General features: G+C 40.1%; 12 protein-coding genes and 1 tRNA gene. 8 read left to right on the top strand and 5 right to left on the bottom strand.

Annotated features, from left to right (window positions below):
* Positions 1 to 56: 56 nt before the first annotated feature.
* From Q0954_RS00425 to Q0954_RS00415, 3 genes are all read left to right on the top strand, one after another.
* A complete protein-coding gene (locus Q0954_RS00425; RefSeq protein ID WP_299452221.1) occupies positions 57 to 1,070 on the top strand; it encodes a DUF6089 family protein in 1,014 nt (337 codons plus the stop codon).
* A gap of 118 nt (positions 1,071 to 1,188) precedes the next feature.
* Positions 1,189 to 5,061: a PAS domain-containing protein gene (locus tag Q0954_RS00420; RefSeq protein WP_299452219.1), complete on the top strand. Its 3,873-nt coding sequence runs from the start codon at positions 1,189 to 1,191 to the stop codon at positions 5,059 to 5,061.
* Positions 5,062 to 5,222: 161 nt separating this feature from the next.
* A tRNA-Ser gene (locus tag Q0954_RS00415) sits at positions 5,223 to 5,307 on the top strand.
* A gap of 161 nt (positions 5,308 to 5,468) precedes the next feature.
* On the opposite strand, the gene Q0954_RS00410 is transcribed toward Q0954_RS00415, so the two are convergent.
* Positions 5,469 to 6,371 (bottom strand): OmpA family protein, encoded by a 903-nt coding sequence (locus Q0954_RS00410; protein WP_299452217.1) that lies wholly within the window; start codon positions 6,369 to 6,371, stop codon positions 5,469 to 5,471.
* 219 nt (positions 6,372 to 6,590) lie between these two features.
* Entirely contained in the window at positions 6,591 to 7,484 is an 894-nt protein-coding gene (locus Q0954_RS00405) for a hypothetical protein (protein ID WP_299452215.1), read from the bottom strand.
* A 304-nt stretch (positions 7,485 to 7,788) separates the two neighbouring features.
* Here Q0954_RS00405 and Q0954_RS00400 point away from each other — a divergent pair, with 304 nt between their 5' ends.
* Positions 7,789 to 8,100 carry a (2Fe-2S) ferredoxin domain-containing protein gene (locus Q0954_RS00400; protein WP_299452213.1) on the top strand — a complete coding sequence of 104 codons (312 nt, stop codon included), beginning with the start codon at positions 7,789 to 7,791 and terminating at the stop codon, positions 8,098 to 8,100.
* Positions 8,101 to 8,162: 62 nt separating this feature from the next.
* On the opposite strand, the gene Q0954_RS00395 is transcribed toward Q0954_RS00400, so the two are convergent.
* Entirely contained in the window at positions 8,163 to 8,693 is a 531-nt protein-coding gene (locus Q0954_RS00395; RefSeq protein ID WP_299452210.1) for a ferritin, read from the bottom strand.
* Between the two features lie 965 nt (positions 8,694 to 9,658).
* Between Q0954_RS00395 and Q0954_RS00390 the strand changes: the two genes are divergently transcribed.
* Genes Q0954_RS00390 through Q0954_RS00380 form a run of 3 tightly spaced genes read left to right on the top strand, consistent with a single transcriptional unit; the run spans position 9,659 to position 12,909 of the window.
* Positions 9,659 to 11,647 (top strand): dehydrogenase E1 component subunit alpha/beta, encoded by a 1,989-nt coding sequence (locus Q0954_RS00390; protein ID WP_299452208.1) that lies wholly within the window; start codon positions 9,659 to 9,661, stop codon positions 11,645 to 11,647.
* 43 nt (positions 11,648 to 11,690) lie between these two features.
* Entirely contained in the window at positions 11,691 to 12,089 is a 399-nt protein-coding gene (locus tag Q0954_RS00385) for a hypothetical protein (protein WP_299452206.1), read from the top strand.
* Positions 12,090 to 12,141: 52 nt separating this feature from the next.
* The gene (locus Q0954_RS00380) at positions 12,142 to 12,909 is read left to right on the top strand and encodes a hypothetical protein (RefSeq protein WP_299452203.1); all 768 of its coding nucleotides are present in this window, start codon (positions 12,142 to 12,144) and stop codon (positions 12,907 to 12,909) included.
* Positions 12,910 to 13,011: 102 nt separating this feature from the next.
* Here Q0954_RS00380 and frr read toward each other — a convergent pair whose 3' ends face one another.
* Both frr and pyrH read right to left on the bottom strand, forming a co-directional pair.
* The gene (gene frr, locus Q0954_RS00375; RefSeq protein ID WP_299452200.1) at positions 13,012 to 13,575 is read right to left on the bottom strand and encodes a ribosome recycling factor; all 564 of its coding nucleotides are present in this window, start codon (positions 13,573 to 13,575) and stop codon (positions 13,012 to 13,014) included.
* Between the two features lie 73 nt (positions 13,576 to 13,648).
* On the bottom strand, positions 13,649 to 14,359 hold the full coding sequence (pyrH, locus tag Q0954_RS00370) for a UMP kinase (protein ID WP_002697640.1): 711 nt from the start codon (positions 14,357 to 14,359) through the stop codon (positions 13,649 to 13,651).
* Between the two features lie 512 nt (positions 14,360 to 14,871).
* On the opposite strand from pyrH, the gene Q0954_RS00365 reads away from it, so the two are divergent.
* Complete coding sequence (locus tag Q0954_RS00365) at positions 14,872 to 15,321, top strand: hypothetical protein (RefSeq protein WP_299452196.1); 450 nt, start codon at positions 14,872 to 14,874, stop codon at positions 15,319 to 15,321.
* Positions 15,322 to 15,359: the final 38 nt, after the last annotated feature.

Raw genomic sequence — 15,359 nt, 5'->3', positions numbered from 1 at the left:
CCACTAACACTTCACAAGAATATTGAGTATTTTAGTATCGCTGACTTACACAATTAATGATGAAATTGATGCAAAAACTATGGATTTCGGTGTGGTGCACAATGATAAGCGTCACTACTGTTTATGGGCAAATCATTGGCTTACACCCCGTAAGCCAAACCTCCTCTTCTCTATCAAACTATCCGGCGTATATTATGTATGCCCACCAATCGCTTGACCAAGAGTCGGCAAAAGCTTTGCTCAATAAGCCGTTTCGTCCTCATTTTAGTATTGGCATTTCTACCGGGTTTATGCATTACAAAGGAGATGTTTACTCTAAACTTAAGGTGGGACCTGGTCTGAGCTACGGGGCAAGCCTCTACCTGCACTTTACCCCTTGGCTCAAGGCCAGGGCAAGTGTAACCATAGGCTCTATAAGTGGCAACGACAGCGAAAGTGCTGACCTAGACCAACAAGCCCAAAACCTTAATTTTCGCAATCGTATTCAAGAATTAAGCTTACTGGCTGAATGGGATTTTTTTCCCTGGCTGCCCGAAAAGCCCAGCAAAGTTGCCGCATTTATCTTTACCGGGCTTACCTTTTTCAAACACAATCCCCAATCGTTCAATGCGTTTTCGGGTACCTATTTAAACTTGCGGAATTTGCATACAGAAGGGCAAATTCCATCTAACTACTCGCTGACTTCTTTTGCTATTCCTATAGGCATTGGGGGGCGTTATCATTTTGCCAAACGTTGGACTGTGTCGTTACAAGCAGGTATAAGGTTTACACTAACAGATTATATAGATGATGTAGGCAAAGGAGCTTACCCTTCGGCAGATGCGCTACCTAATGCTTTCTCTATCCAATATGCCAACCGTTCTATGGAAAGCCGCCCCGGTTTAGACCAACTCATAGCCAGCCAGGGGGTGGTTACTTATACTGGTAGTGACAGCAATGTATACACTACGCTCAAAGGCTTTGAACCTGGTACAAGCCGGGGACGAGTGGCCGGAAATGACAGGTATTTTCTTTTTCAGCTTACTATTAGTACTTACTTTGGTAAAATACCCCGGCTACTCCCTAACTAAACCCTTGCAAAACAGGAAAGCCGCATACAATGCCTTTTTTTCGTATATTTGAGCATTCAGCCAAGCAATCCAACATTTTGGTTCACTCTATTATAACATCCAACTCTTAAGAGCTGTAATGGCAAACAAAATCAAGAGGTTTTTAGAACAACTTATCCATTTGGGAGTCAACAACCAACAGGAATACACCCTACAAAAACGCATCATTCTATCAAATCAGATGAGTTATATGATGATGGCAATGATTGGGTTTGTAGCCTTTAGCCGGGTATGGTTTTTACAAGTTTACTCTACTCTATGGCTAAGCATATTGGAGGCATCGTTGCTTTTTCTGGTAGTTTTTCTCAATAAGAAACAATACTTCACCATTGGGCACACTCTACTATCTGTCCTTCCTCCAATCATTGTATTGTTTGAGGTACCACTTATCAAGGTATTGCATGGGCAGCCCCTGCCTATAGCCTATCAATTTGTTCCCAGGTTTATACCCATTGCTTTTTTGCTGCTACCTATGTTATTGATAGACCTGCAAAAAAAAGCCTTGTACTGGAGCTGTATTTTACTGCATATTACCTGCCTTATGCTATTTGACCCAGTGCACTTCATAATGGGGGTAGGTTATGACAAGGCTCTACCTGTAATGAAACATGTCCCCTTTATGAACCTGGTCATACTCATTACTATTTTATTTTTAGTGATAGGGTTTCAGTTTATGCAACATCTCAACCATAAATACAACAACAAAAACTTATTGTTGCTGTCTAAAAATGCCGAACAAAAAGAGGCTTTAAAAAACACTCAAAAAGAGCTCAAAAAAAACGTAATACTTTATCAGATTCTCACTGAAAACTCCAGTGACCTGATCGAAAGATTTGATCGTAACCATCAACTTATTTATACCAGTCCTTCGATAGAACGAATATTAGGGTACACCCTACAGGAGCGGAAAAAAATAAAACTGCCAAAAATTGCTCATCCTGACGATGCGCATTGGTTGCTACAAAAGATACAGGAAAACACCACAAAAAAACAGAAATATAGCACTTACGTTTTTCGTGCCCGTCATAAACAAGGGCATTACATTTGGCTCGAAGTGGTAGCGAATGCCTTTTTTGACTCAAACGGACAATATGAGGGGGCTATAAGTAGTACACGCGATGTGAGCGAAAGAATGGAGGCAGAGAAAAAACTCCAGGCAAATGAAGAACGGTTCAGGCTGGCACAAAACTTTGCCAATATAGGTATATGGGAGTGGACACCCACCAACAACGAAATGCTGTGGTCGCCTCAAACCAATTATTTACTGGGGTTGTATCATCAGGTAGGTAAACCCTCCTACGAAGTATTTATGAAAGCGGTACACCCTGACGACCAGGCAACAGTACAGGCAAAGATGCAACACTCAGTAAATACAGCGAAAAAATATGAGCTGGAACACCGGGTAATATGGGAAGATGGCACAATATATTGGGTAAAAAGCCAAGGAAATGTACAAAGGGATCAGTATGGTAATGTAATGAAGATGTTGGGAGTAATACAAAATATCACCCAACGCAAAGTAGATGAAAATAAACTAAAGTCGTCACACAAAACTTTAGCTGATTTTAAGATGGCGCTCGATGAGGCTACCATTGTTGCTATTATAGACTTGCAAGGCAATATTACCTATGCCAACGACAACTTTGCCACCATCAGTGGTTATACCACCCACGAGTTGATTGGACGCCACTACGATGTACTTATTCCCCAAAGGCAAGTATTGTCAGATGAGGTGCTTAGCATGGTACAATCGGGCAAGGTGTGGCAGGGAGAAACCAACAATATACACAAAAGTGGTAAGCAATACTGGCTTAAAACTACCATTATTCCCTTTTTGAACGACAGAAAGCTCCCTTTTCAATATATGATCATTTGCATGGATATTACTGATCATAAAAAAGCCGAAGAAACAGTTAAGCTTCAGTATCTTCAGATTGAAATGCAAAACCAGGAGCTACAGGCAACCAATGAAGAGCTTCGTCAAACCAATGAAGTGTTGTCTTCTACAATGGAGCAACTCCGCGAAAGCGAACAACGCCTGTCGCTTGCTACGCTATCGGCAAAAATGGGAATATGGGACTGGGATTTGTTGAATAATCATTTGGTATGGGACCAACAAATGTTTGAGCTCTACGGTTGTAAGCCAGAAAACTTTCCGAATGCTTATGATGCCTGGGAAAAACATTTACACCCGGATGATAAAAAACAAGCATACCTTGATTCATTACTGGCACGTGAAGGCAAAGCCGAATATAATACAGAATTTAGGGTTTGCCACCCCAATGGCAACATACGCCACATCAAGGGATTTGGCAAGGTAGTGTTTGATGACTATGCACAACCTATTCGTATGATTGGTATCAATTGGGACATTACTACCCAAAAAAGGGCCGAAGAAGATTTGACCAATCAAAAAAGAATACTAGAACAAATTCTTGATACATTACCTATTAATATTTATATTAAAGATGATGAAGGGCGTTTGGTGTTTTTGAACAAAGCCACTTGTCAAACTTATAGAGTTACTAAAGAAACACTGGGTAAAACCGATGCCGAGATTTTTCCTGAATATTTGGCAAAAGCCTTTGTAAAGGATGATATGCTGGTAAGAGCAGGGGCTAAACCTGATACTTGGGAAGAACAAATTAGCTGGCAACACCTAAACATAGACCTACTGGTAGGCAAAAAACTTATCTCTTTTGAAAAAAATAAGGCACCTTATATCCTGGGATACTCGTTAGATATTACAGCCCGGAAACGCTTTGAACGTGAACTAATCACCGCCAAACAAAAAGCCGAAGAAGCAGCCCTTGCCAAAGAACAGTTTTTGTCGACTATGAGCCACGAAATAAGAACCCCAATGAATGCAGTCATTGGAATGACCCATGTTTTATTAGAAAACAAGCCCAGAGTTGACCAACTAGAAAACCTTAAAATACTCAAGTTTTCGGCACAAACTCTCCTGTCTTTGATCAACGATATTTTAGACTTTACTAAAATAGATTCGGGTAAGGTAGAATTTGAAGAAGTACTATTTGACCTGCCTGAGCTCATTGAAAGTATTCAAAAATCATTTGCTTTTACCGCGCAAGAAAAAAACATTCGACTACGCTTTTCAACTGACACGAATATTCCTCACAAGGTAATCGGAGACCCGGTAAGACTTACCCAAGTGCTGACCAACCTGATGAACAACGCCATTAAGTTTACTCTCAAAGGAGAAGTAAAACTTATGTTGCAATTCATCGCGCAAAACAACCGACAAGTACAAGTAAGGTTTACAGTGAAAGATACTGGGGTGGGGATTCCTAAAGAAAAACAGCAAATTATATTTGATCGATTTACTCAGGCAAACCCCGAAACTATCAGAAAGTTTGGAGGAACAGGTTTGGGACTTGCCATAGTAAAACGTCTGCTAGAGCTGCAAGACAGCCAAATACACCTTGAAAGTGAAGAAAATAAGGGTGCTAAGTTTTATTTTGACTTAAAATTAGATAAGTATATGCCTACATTAGATAAAAATAAAAATACTGTGGATGCTGCTACATCAAACAAAGCCAGCGGAGGCAAAATATTGCTGGTAGAAGACACAAAAATAAATCAATTGGTAGTGGCTAAGTTTCTCAAAACCTGGCAACTGACCATAGAATATGCCCTCAATGGTGTAGAAGCCGTAGAACAAGCCAAAAACAATCATTATGACTTGATATTGATGGATTTGCAAATGCCCGAAATGGATGGTTATGAAGCTACCCGTAAAATAAGGTTGTTGCCTGCCCATAAAAACACCCCTATAATTGCCCTGACTGCCTCGGCACTGGTAGAAGAACGCGAACGAGCGTTTGAGTCTGGGGTAAATGATTATCTTACCAAACCATTTAGTCCTAATGAATTATACAACAAAATTATTCGCCATATCCAAATAGATGGAGAAGCACCTCCTATGGGCTAAGGCAGAATAATTTTCCAAAAAACACGTTACAACTAAACACCTCATAATCAACACCTTAAATACATAAAAACCTTTAGCCAGTCATTTTTTTTCTATTTTTTTTCTGCAAGTGTTGTAAATTAATAAACCTTGATGCATATTTGCACTCCCAAACGGGAAATGGAGAGGTGGCAGAGTGGTCGAATGCGGCGGTCTTGAAAACCGTTGTACCGCGAGGTACCGGGGGTTCGAATCCCTCCCTCTCCGCATTCATAAGCAAAAACCCTGTAAATCAATGATTTGCAGGGTTTTGTTTTTATACAATAGTGTCAAAAATATCACCTTTGTTAGTTGCTTGATTTTCAAAACACTTACTCACTATTTCTTACTCACGAAAATCATCTTTTTCTTACAGTAAAAAACACTGTCTATTTCACTCTTAAAATCTTAAACTCAATTCTACGGTTTTTTCGGCGATTTACCGGGTTGTTATTCGGAAACTTTGGGCGAGTAGCCCCATAACCTCTATAAACCAATTGCGCAGATTTCACCCCGTTTTTTGTCAGGTATTTGTATACCGAATAAGCCCGCTGGGTAGAAATTTGTAAGTTGGCAGCCGCCCGCCCGATATTGTCGGTATGCCCAGCTATTTCACCCTTGAGTTTGGGGTGTTTCTTTAAAAAACTGACCAATCGCATCAATTCTTCCTCCGACTTGGCATCGTGTAATTCGGTGCTACCCGATTCGAAATACACCTCATGCAATACAAACTGTGCTCCTTTGCGTGCCTGAAAAGCTTCTTTGATGTGGTCTATTTCGGTTTTAATCTGGCCTTGATACTTGTATACTCCCCCTGCCAACACAGCCAACACCAACAATAAAAATACTGGTTTGCGCACCCTGTGCCAGGTCGTAATCGGCTTTTGGTCTTTGAGGTGGCTAATCAACCGCGCCGCTTCGGTATGTGCTGGGTCAGTTTGCAAAGCTGCATGGGCATACTTCAGGGCAGTTTCTTTGTCGGCAGCCCTGCCCTTTGCCATAAACCACCGTTCGTGTATATGCCCCAAGCCATACAATGCGCGGGCATTATCAGGAAACACCAGTAATGCTTGCTCAAATTCTTTTTGGGCATCCTCTTCGTTTTGGTGCTCCAAAAAATTATAGCCTCGCTCTATGTGCCCCCGTGCCACATTTTGCACTTCGCGCCACTCGGTTTCCGACATTCCCAGCTCTAGGGCTATTTCTTTGAGTGCTGCCTGACTCAAGCCTTTACGCTGGTTTTTTATCTGAAGTATTTTTTCAAAATACGCTTCTATATTTTGGCTATCCATACAATCAATGTTTTAGTTTTTTAAAGTGGGATGCTTTCAAAAGCATACAATATTTTAAAATGTTGGTAGGCATGAGTTTATACACGATTGTCTGGATGTTTGTTTAACAAGTGCTTGTACACCTGGTTTGTTTTTAGGTAAAGCCTTCGCTGAAGCCAAAATACCAATTCTTAGCAACCTCTGACAAGTATCAACTTGTTTTTTGTTTGATTGTTGTATTTATTTTTTTGCTTTAGACCTCGGTACTCTTTGCAAGTGATAAGTTACTTTAAAATGTCGATAAGCTATTGCTAAAACTGGGTGTTTGGGGTATTTTTTCACAAGCTTACGCCAAAGCTTATTCACTTCTAAATAAAAACGTCTACTATTCCAGAAAAACATTTCGTTGAACACGGCAATAAGCGGAGACTTGATTGACTGGTTTTTTAGTTTAAACTGCCGATAGGCAGTACTAATACTTTCATCATTTACATGCTCTGCCATCACTGCGGCTTCCTGACAGCCCCCCTTCCCATCGCTCCCTAATAGCTTCAACTTTATAATATGATACTTATAAACAGCTTGGCTTAGAGTCAAAGCAATGTGCCTTTTAGAAGATTTCACCTTTAACAATTCCTCATCCATTATATTCGTGCTTACCAACTCATACCTTACCTTGGAGCTGTCTTTGGTGTGTTCATCATACCAGGCAAAACTCAACTCCCGAGACAAAACCTTCAATTTTGATGGCAGCAATACCCCTACTTCAGGCTCAGGACAACGTTTGCCCCAATGATAGTAATAGTGATGCTTATAAGAGCTTTTTTGAGGGTTTTCAACTTTGAGATTAATTGGGTACTGGGGATGAGCTTTGACATAAGCAAGTAATTGTGCCTTTAGAGATTTTACAGCATAAGTACTTGCCTGGTTGATTTCGATAGTAGCTCCGTTTTTGTGTAACAACACCACATAGCTTCTGGGGATAACATTTATTTGATCAGATAAGGTAAACCGTTGAAAAAAATATACTCCCCTCCTTTTGTTATTGGTGGCTATCACCCTAAACTCTCCAAAGTCGTTATCGTTTGGTTCTCGAGCAAAATCGTTTTCCTCATTGTCGTTTTTCTGAGCCAATGCAGGCAAACCAGTGCACTAGCCATATAGAAGCCCGCTAGTAGTAATAAAAAATATAGTTTTGTAGTCATTTTATACACCCTCAATTTGTTTTTAACCTGTACCTATTACTTTTGTAATATACTCTATATACAACCATCATAGGATAACAAGTACTCATTAAAGTTTATAAATGCTGTATGAGGAATAAGTTTAAACACAATGCTGATGCTATAAAGAACGAAACCAGGTAAGGTAAAAGCTTTGCCCACTTCAAAAAACAACATAGCATTTCACACAAATCGGCATAACAACTTCTATTGATATGAGCAATAAATTAAACCTTCCCCCTAAAACTGTTTTGGTTTGCACAGGAAGCAAATGTGGTAGTAAGGGCGGAAACAATCACTATAAAAGTCTGCGGGCAATGACCCGAAGCGCAGGCAAAAAAGACGAGGTACAAATCATAAGAACAGCTTGTTCGGGCAATTGTAAAATGGCACCATTGGTAGGAATTATGCCCAAAAACAAATGGTATGGGCAAGTAAACAACGACAAGATAGTCAAATTGTTCAGTAAATTAATAAAGCCTAAAAGCAAGGAAAAGAAGAAACCTTTTAAAATACCCAAAGCGTGACTTCACAAAAAAAGCCCCTGAGTTGTCAGGGGCTTCTTCATTTATCTTATCAATTGGTCTTATTAGTTACCGTGCTGTTCACGTACCTGACCAATTTGTTTGTCGATGGTAAACAGACCAACGCCGTCTTCACCAATAATCTCAAACAACTCTACAATGCGACGAGCAATGGCTTCTTCCTCTATCTGCTCGTTTACAAACCACTGCATAAAATTGTCTGTAGCATAGTCGTTGTTTTTACGGGCTGCTTCTACAATGCGATTAATGGCATTGCTTACACTAATTTCTTGCTCTAAGGCTGCTTCGCAAAGTTCACGCAATGAGTCAAACTCATGGCGCACGTTGCTCACTTCTGGCGATATTGCTTTGCCTCCACGTTCAATGATATAGTTAAAAATTCTTAACATATGCGAACGCTCTTCGTCGGCTTGAGTCATAAAAAAAGTAGTGGCTTTTTCGAAGCCTTTCTCAGCACACCAAGAGGCCATTGCCAAATACTTAGCTGAAGAGTTGCTTTCTATTTTTATTTGGTCGTTTAGAATCGCTTCCATGTCCTCTGTTAAAGAGGTTTTTAGTCTTACTAAATCTTTCATATTGGTATAAGGTTTAGTGTCAAAAAAATAATACAATTGTTTAAGGGAGTGTGTAAATGCCCTCAATTAATGCAGGATCATATACCCTTTACTTATGCTTGGCTAATTGCCTTAGCTTTATATGATATTATAACTCAAATTTAGACAATAGGTTTGAAACAAACCATAGACAATGCCTATATATAATCAGTCTAAGTATAGGTAAAATGAAATAGAAATAGTGAATGTTTGCCTGTTGCCTGTATTTGACACACAATTTGGGTAAGGCCAGCTAAGCTAACTTAAGAAAGCAGCCTTGATAACCATCTTGTATAAGGGTATGCATTACCAAAGCTTCTCATTGCCAACATAAGCTTACTACTAAGGAACGTGATCGCCCCGTGAACGGGATTTCGGGCATAACCCTCAACAATAACCCCGATAAGAAATCGGGACTTTGAAGCTGTCCGGTTTAGAACATATTAGCTTTGCAGAGCTTGAACTTCGTTCTGTGGCTCTCTTTCCTGACTTTCATTACCCCGGCAGTTCCGCAGGGACTACTAGCTTTTTTCGCCGTAGCACCGTCCCACGGTCTGGCTCAACATCCCCCAGATGTTGCCTTGCCTACAAAAAGTGCCTCAGCCAGCCTCGATTATACGCCCTCAATCTCGACACTTATTTTGAACATGTTCCTAAGCATACCCCTCTCCTCTTAATTAAACAATTTCCTTGATTAATATCACTTTACCTAAATACAAGACATTTGCACCTCCCCAAAAAATACCAATTACAAAAGTTTGTATATGGTCTTTTTTATAATCTATTTTGTACTGGTTTTCAAAACTTAAATGGTGGCACAAGCTACAAATATGTTTAAGTTGCTTAATAGCAAACCCAAATTTTAGTCAACAAAGCTTCTTCAGCACCTCTATTTAGTAGGGGTAGCGTCAGAAGGTCTATCAAAACTTTTGAAAATTTATCAGAAAATGAAATTTGACCGAAAGAAATACAAAGACGACTTACTTTTAGATTTTTATAAATACATTTTAAAACCTCGCATGATCGAGGAGAAAATGCTGATTTTGCTGCGCCAGGGTAAAATCAGCAAATGGTTTTCAGGCATTGGTCAGGAAGCCATAGCTGTAGGTAGCACACTTGCGCTAGAGCCTAACGACTACATATTACCTATGCACCGCAACTTAGGTGTGTTTACTTCTCGTGGTATTCCTTTAGAACGTCTTTTTGCTCAATTTCAGGGCAAAGACTTAGGCTTTACCAAAGGGCGTGACCGTTCGTTTCACTTTGGTAGCAACGAGCACCATATCATTGGTATGATTTCGCACTTGGGTCCACAACTATCGGTAGGAAGCGGTTTGGCGCTGGCAGATTTGCTCAACAACGATAAAAAAGTAACCATTGCCTTCAGTGGTGATGGTGGTACCAGCGAAGGTGAGTTTCATGAAGCATTGAATGTGGCGGCGGTTTGGAACCTTCCCATTATTTTTATGATAGAAAATAACGGATATGGTTTATCAACCCCTGTAAATGAACAATACAAGTGCGAATGGCTCAAAGACAAGGGCATAGGTTATGGAATGGAAGCAGTACAGGTAGATGGCAACAACTTATTAGAGGTATACAGCACAGTACGCCATTATGCCAACGAGTTGCGTCAAGACCCTCGTCCTATTCTTATCGAAGCCCTTACTTTTAGAATGCGTGGACACGAAGAAGCTTCAGGCACCAAATATGTGCCTAAACACCTCATGGATGCGTGGGCGAAAAAAGACCCAGTGGTCAACTTCGAAACCTTTTTGAAACGTCAGGGGGTGCTTAACGATCATATCATTGAAGAAATCAGAGAGTATATCAAAAAAGAGATTGACGAAGGACTTGCCACTGCGTATGCTGAACCGTTACCAGAGGCATCTATTGCCACTGAAGAAACCGACTTGTATGCACCTTATGAGTTTACCCCTACTCCCCCAAAAAACAAAGTGATGAACCCAAAACGCTTTGTAGATGCGGTATCTGACGGTTTGCGACAAGCCATGGAACAGTACCCCAACTCAGTCATTATGGGGCAAGACATTGCAGAGTATGGAGGAGTATTTAAAATTACCCAAGGCTTTGTCGAACAGTTTGGCAAAGGACGGGTACGTAATACGCCTTTATGCGAGTCGGCCATTGTAGGAATTGGCTTGGGGCTTTCGGTCAAAAAATACAAAGCAATTGTAGAAATGCAGTTTGCAGATTTTGTAACTTGTGGATTTAACCAAATCGTAAACAACCTTGCCAAAGTACATTACCGCTGGGGACAAAACGCTGACGTAGTAGTGCGCATGCCTACTGGTGCTGGCGTAGGGGCAGGTCCGTTTCACTCTCAGTCAAACGAGGCTTGGTTTTTTCACACTCCGGGGCTCAAAATTGTGTACCCATCTACCCCTTACGATGCCAAAGGTCTGCTTACCGCCTCTATTGAAGAGCCTAATCCAGTGATGTACTTTGAGCACAAAGCCTTGTATCGTTCTATTACTGAGGACATTCCAGACGATTATTATACCTTGCCTATAGGCAAAGCACGGGTAGTACAAAAAGGTGAAGACGTGTCTATCATTACTTATGGAATGGGAGTACATTGGGCAAAACAAATTGCCGCTGAGTTGTTTCCTGACAACCCCGAAACAGTAGAGATTTTGGACTTGCGTACCCTGCTCCCCTGGGACAAGGAGGCAGTAGAAGCTACTGTAAAGAAAACTGGTAAAGTGATTGTTGCTCACGAAGACAACATAACAGGGGGTATTGGAGCAGAGATTGCCGCCTGGATCGCAGAGCATTGTTTTCAATACCTAGATGCCCCTGTAATGCGTGAAGGAAGTCTTGATATTCCGGTGCCTTTTGCTGCCCCTCTTGAACAAATATACTTGCCTAAAGAGCGTATAAAAGATAAGGTGAACACGTTGTTAAATTTTTAATAATCAGTGAAAATCACTAACTTGGCGGGGATTATATACGTTCATGAATAATGTAACGTTATTAGAACAATACATTATTTTAAAACAATACCCCGTCATGTTAGCTCAAAAACTTCTACGAACTTACTTCTTCATCATTACATTAGGTATACTTATATCCTCTTGTTCACAAAGGTCGCAATGTCCTGCTTATGAACGTCCCGCCGGAGGAACTGTAAGAGTGTTTGAAAGCGGAGGAAAAACTCCAGCTGAGCTACGCAAACAAAGCCTTAAAATACTAGATAAACAACAAGCCTACATACGCGTAAAAAGAGATAAAAGAACGGGCTTGGTAAAGAAAAGCAAAAGGGTAATGAGAAGAAAAGGCAAAAAGAATAAAACACGTACTCATCGTGGTTTTAAAAAAGATCCTAGATCTAACCGTGGCTTGCGAGGTTACTAACAAAAACATACCCCACCCCTAGTGGTTTGGGGTAATCTAACCCAAATTAACGATGTCTGTCCAAGAAATTTTTTTTAAACGAAGCGTACAGCTCCTGGTTACTCTCAGTCTGATGGCTGGTGGGTGGTTTTCGGGCATAGCGCAAGAAGATAACCGTACACTTAAAAACCCAAACCGTTCTCGCTTTCGGACAAAGGTAAAAAAACAAAACCATCGAAAAGCGACCAATTATACGGGTAATATACGGGTAAGTAAAAGTAGAAGAAACAAACGTTCTCTTGCCATACACCGTCTAAAGGCCCGTGGAAAAAATAATCCTAAAAAATTCAGCCAATTTACAGGCAATTATACTGTGCGCAAATCGTCAAGAAAAAAGATGTCAGCACGTAGTAAACGCCTATCCGGAGTAATGAGTTATAGGGCTAAAAGGAGTTCTATTGTATCTCGACGTGGCAACGCAAGTTCTTTTAGAGGAAGGATGCGTTATGTCAATGTAAAGGCTCATCGGGCACGAAAAGCCCGTAAAATATCGTCTTTTATGGGTAAGACTACCCATCGTTTGCGTCGCAGAGGACCTCATACACCCCGTAGTTCTTCAGTAACTTCTTACCGGGCTCCTCGCTCACGTAGTTTCCGTAGAACTGCCAATTACAGCAAACGACGACTCAAGCGAGGGTTTAGCAGACGAAATGCCAACCCACCAGCTTATAAAAGAAACCGCTCTAACAAGTTACAGTATAACTCACGAGAAACCAAATGGATGATGCCCAAGCCGCGTAAAGTAGACAAAAAACGCAGCAAAGGCTCAGACGACGAATAAGATTATGCTTTGACAAGAAATTCTATTACATAAAAAAACCTGCAGGTTTAATTCAAACTCTGCAGGTTTTTTTTATTTGATACGTCATAACAACCTTTGCAATTATACAGTCATGAGTTCAGCTTCTTTCTTTTCGTACAGACCATCTACCTTGTCTGTAAAATCATTGGTAAGTTTTTGTACAGCTTCTTCGGCGCGTTTTACTTCATCTTCTGAAGCGCCTTCTTTTTGCAAGTCTTTCAAAGAGTTGTTGGTATCTTTGCGCACATTACGAATGCTTACTTTACCGCTTTCAATTTCTTGTTTTACCTGCTTTACCAGTTGTTTTCTGCGTTCTTCGGTAAGTGCAGGAATATTGATGCGAACGTTTTCGCCATCGTTTTGAGGATTCAAACCCAAGTCGCTGTCACGAATAGCCTTTTCAATACCAGCAATCACACTTTTTTCGAAAGGCCTAATCATTAATGTACGAGCATCGGGTGCAGTTACAGAAGCTACCTGGTTTAAGGGAGTAGGCGCCCCATAATAATCTACCTGAATAGAATCAAGCATGTTAGGCATTGCTTTACCAGCTCTAATTTTATTTAGCTCGTTGTTGGTGTGTTGCACTGCTTTGTCCATCAGCTCTTTGGCTTCTGCCAAATACATTTGTATCTCTTCTTCCATTTTAAAGTTATTTTTGTTTACACTGATCTATAGAAACAAACACTGATACTTTTCAATACCAGTGTTTGTTTTATTAATCTACCGAAATAAGCGTTCCGACTTCCTCTCCTTTGACAACTTTCAAGAGATTGCCGGGTGTATTCATATCAAAAACAATGATAGGCAAACCGTTTTCTTTACACAGGGTAAATGCGGTCATATCCATTACATTGAGTCCTTTGCTATAAACTTCTTCAAAAGAAATGTTAGAAAAACGAGTAGCATTCAAGTCTGTTTCAGGGTCTGCAGTATACACCCCATCTACTTTAGTACCTTTTAGTACTACATCAGCCTCAATCTCAATTGCGCGTAAACTGGCGGCTGAGTCGGTTGTAAAATACGGGCTACCAATACCCGCACCAAATATCACTACCCTGCCTTTTTCCAGGTGCCGTACAGCTCTACGCTTGATAAATGGTTCACATACCTGCTCCATTTTAATTCCTGACATTAATCGGGTGAATAGCCCATGGCTTTCGAGAGAACTCTGCAAAGCCATTCCATTGATTACAGTTGCCAACATTCCCATGTAGTCACCTTGTACACGGTCAATACCGGTACCTACAGTTTCAACGCCACGAAAGATATTTCCTCCTCCGATCACAATGGCAACTTCGATGCCTTCCTGCACTACCTTTTCTATTTCCTGAGCGTATTGTTCAAGACGTTGGGCATCGATACCGGTTTGATTTTCACCTGCCAATGCTTCCCCACTTAGTTTTAGAAGTATGCGTTTGTATTTCATCCGTATAAAAAGTTTCAAAAATGTTGACAACCTCCCTATAATTTCACAACCAAGAGAGAATAAAGTTAAGATTTACCCAGTCTATTTCCCAACAATGGTGTTAAAGCCTGCAATGGGTTTTGTCAGGAAAAAGAAAACAGGTGTGTCTGCTATTACTAATGCTTTTTACAAAACATTGTACAAATATAATATAAATACTCGAATTGCTCACAGATAATCTATTCTTTGGACAAACAGCCCCCTGAAGCAATCCAGACCTACTTTATTACCGCAGCAACTATTAAAACTACCACATAATAACAGTCGTTATATACGTTCAGATTCTCTAGTGAATTCAACGCTATTTTTTGCCATCTTTTACAATTATTGGACAGCATATTTTATAGATCAAGTCTTTTCAAATCTATACCATCAGGGATATTTTTTTTAACTAACTTTACTTATATACTCTACAAGGGGCTGGCTATGCAAGCTCTAAGACTCAATTATCAGTTTAAATTTTTATCTATCTTATGCGTATTTATTTATTGCTCACATTGACGACTTTACTTGGTTTCTTCTTTTTTCAATGTAAAAGTACTTCTGCCAATAAAAACGATCATCCAAAAAATGCTACTTTGAAGAAATTAGGAGAAGAAAAATACGGCACATCTGCTCACTACATAACCAGTCCTGGTAAAAGTTATGTGCTTTGCTACAAAAAAGAGAAGGGGAAGAATGTCAAACCAACCCAAAAGGCTGTTGATTTTTTTGTTTTTGAGCCCCAAAGCAATAAAACCGTTTATAAAAACAACTTGCAAAACGGGTATGTAAAATGGTTTAGTGATTATCAACTTGAAATATTTTTAGTACCAGGTATTATGCCTGCTAATAAAAGTAAGGATGATTTTATTACTATTTATAACCTAAAAAATAACACAAGCATCAAAAAAAGTACAATTACAGGCGGCAACAAAGATTAATACTACACTACCTATATCACCTGAGGTGCCTCATTGTT

Source organism: uncultured Microscilla sp., from assembly GCF_947493425.1.
Classification (GTDB): Bacteria; Bacteroidota; Bacteroidia; order Cytophagales; family Microscillaceae; genus Microscilla.
The sequence above is the reverse complement of the archived record's forward strand: the minus strand, read 5'-3'. Positions and strand labels throughout refer to the sequence as shown.